Annotated in this window: 2 protein-coding genes; both read right to left on the bottom strand. The window is 66.2% G+C overall.

Annotated features, from left to right (window positions below; translation table 11 throughout):
- Positions 1–517 (bottom strand): FAD-dependent oxidoreductase (locus EN984_RS33080; RefSeq protein ID WP_164765853.1); only part of this gene is annotated, 517 nt, incomplete at its 3' end.
- The gene (locus tag EN984_RS33085) at positions 514–1,836 is read right to left on the bottom strand and encodes a Coenzyme F420 hydrogenase/dehydrogenase, beta subunit C-terminal domain (RefSeq protein ID WP_127269644.1); all 1,323 of its coding nucleotides are present in this window, start codon (positions 1,834–1,836) and stop codon (positions 514–516) included. The genes EN984_RS33080 and EN984_RS33085, both read right to left, overlap by 4 nt.
- Positions 1,837–1,866: the final 30 nt, after the last annotated feature.

A 1,866-nucleotide genomic window follows, 5' to 3' on the forward strand; every position in this document is an offset into this window, starting at 1 on the left:
GCACCAAGGTTATCTGCGCGGCGCCGCGCGCGCGGGCGCCGCGCAGATAACCTTGGTGCAGGCCGTTGACGTCGATGTCCATCGAATGCGGTTCGATATAGGCGCCGGCGAGATACTCCGCGCGCAGCACCGGTACGCTGGCGATCGCTTCGGCCGGCGTCATGGCGACGATGGAGGGCACAAGCCCCTGCGCGGCCGCCAGATCCTCCCGCAGGAGATCGATCTGATCGGCGCGCGCCACGGTGATCATGCCGCGCTTGCCAAGCAGCGGATACTCGGAGAATCCAGCTGGCGGTTCGGTCAGGAAAGACCGGCTGGCAAGCACAATACGCCGGATGACGCCGTTGCCGTAATTTTCGGTAAAGCTTGCCGCCGAGCGTCCGGTCGTGTGGTAGCCGCAATGGCTTTCCCGCTCGAGCAGCACCACCTTTGCGGAGTGGGATATCTCGAAGGCCGCACCGGCACCGGCCATGCCGCCGCCGATAATGATGACGTCCGTTTCCTCGGCGGCATTCATCTCAACCCATCCTTCAACATGATTGCCCGGCCTTCGCGCGGCACGGCAGGCGGCTCACCCAGGCGTCCGCGCCGCGCGCGGTCGCGAGCGCCGCGCCCCTCGGCCAGATTCTCCGCCAGCGAATTCTGCGCGGCGCAATCTGCAAGGGCGAGATCGGTGACAAAAGGCACCGGCCTGCCGGCGATCGCCATGCCTTTCAGCCGCGCCCAGACGGCGCGCCGCTTGCGCACCTGGTGCGACTGCAACTCGCTGATTTCGGCAATGCCGGTCTCGCGCTTGATCTCCAGAGCGCCGGCGTCGACGGCCGCATCGAACAGTTCGAGGCCGCGCCCGGTACGCACGATGATGCTGTTGAGCAGCTCATCCTCGACCGCCGGCCCACCATTCAGCCAGGCGTCATGAACCGCGATATCCGCCACCTGGCCGATCGCGTCCGGACAGATCTTGCAGCGCGGCTGGGTCATCCATTTGTCCTCGTCCTCCCACAACTGCCGATAGGTGAGTTCGAAGGCGCGGCCGTCCCTGGTTTCGATCCGGTTGAGGCCGGGATTGCCATGGCCGCGATAGCGAAAAAGCGTGAGCTCGTCCTCGCAGAGGCCGAAACGCCGCAACACCTGTTCCGATTTCGAAAGGTCCGATGCGCCGCCGCAAACGAAGGCCAGGGCATAGCGCATATATCGGTCGACGCGCGGATCGAGCCGCGCCAAATTGCGCACGGCGGTGATATCGCAAGGCTTGGCGATCAGCGCGAAGGGCTGGCCGCGATCAAGGATGTCGTCGAAATCCACCAGCGTCGCCGTGGGGCCGTAGCGCGAGCCGGCGCCCTCGATCATCGAAACGGCATCGAAGCTCAGGCGCCGCTCATTGCGCATCGGCTGTAAGCGTGATGCGGCGACATGCAGCACGAACTTGACGCGTCCCGAGCTCAGCAGAAATTGCCCAAGCGCCGTCAGCACACCGCCTCCCGATCCGACAAACCGCACCGTGGGATCTCCCGCGCGTCCGAGCACAAGCCGTTCGGCGGGGCCCCAGACGGTGTCCGTCAACGCTGCATTGCTCGCCTGCGCCGGCGGTGGACCGGCGATGCGCGTTCCCGGGCAGACTGCGTTGACCCGCGTCAGCGTCGACCTGACCAACACCTGCATCGCCACCGGCCGCTCGCGCCCTTCCGGCGTCATCGCCATCTCGACCTTGCCGGGACCGGCGATCGAACGGCAGAGCCCGCAACCGATGCAGAGACCGTTTTCCACGATCTCGCCGAGCGACAGCGGCTCGGTCGCGCGCGGCGCCGTGTCCTGGCTGGTTTCGCTGGGGGCCATCAAGTTTCGATCTCAGGCCGGTTCGGACTG

The organism is Mesorhizobium sp. M7A.F.Ca.CA.004.12.1.1 (assembly GCF_003997835.1).
Lineage (GTDB): Bacteria > Pseudomonadota > Alphaproteobacteria > Rhizobiales > Rhizobiaceae > Mesorhizobium.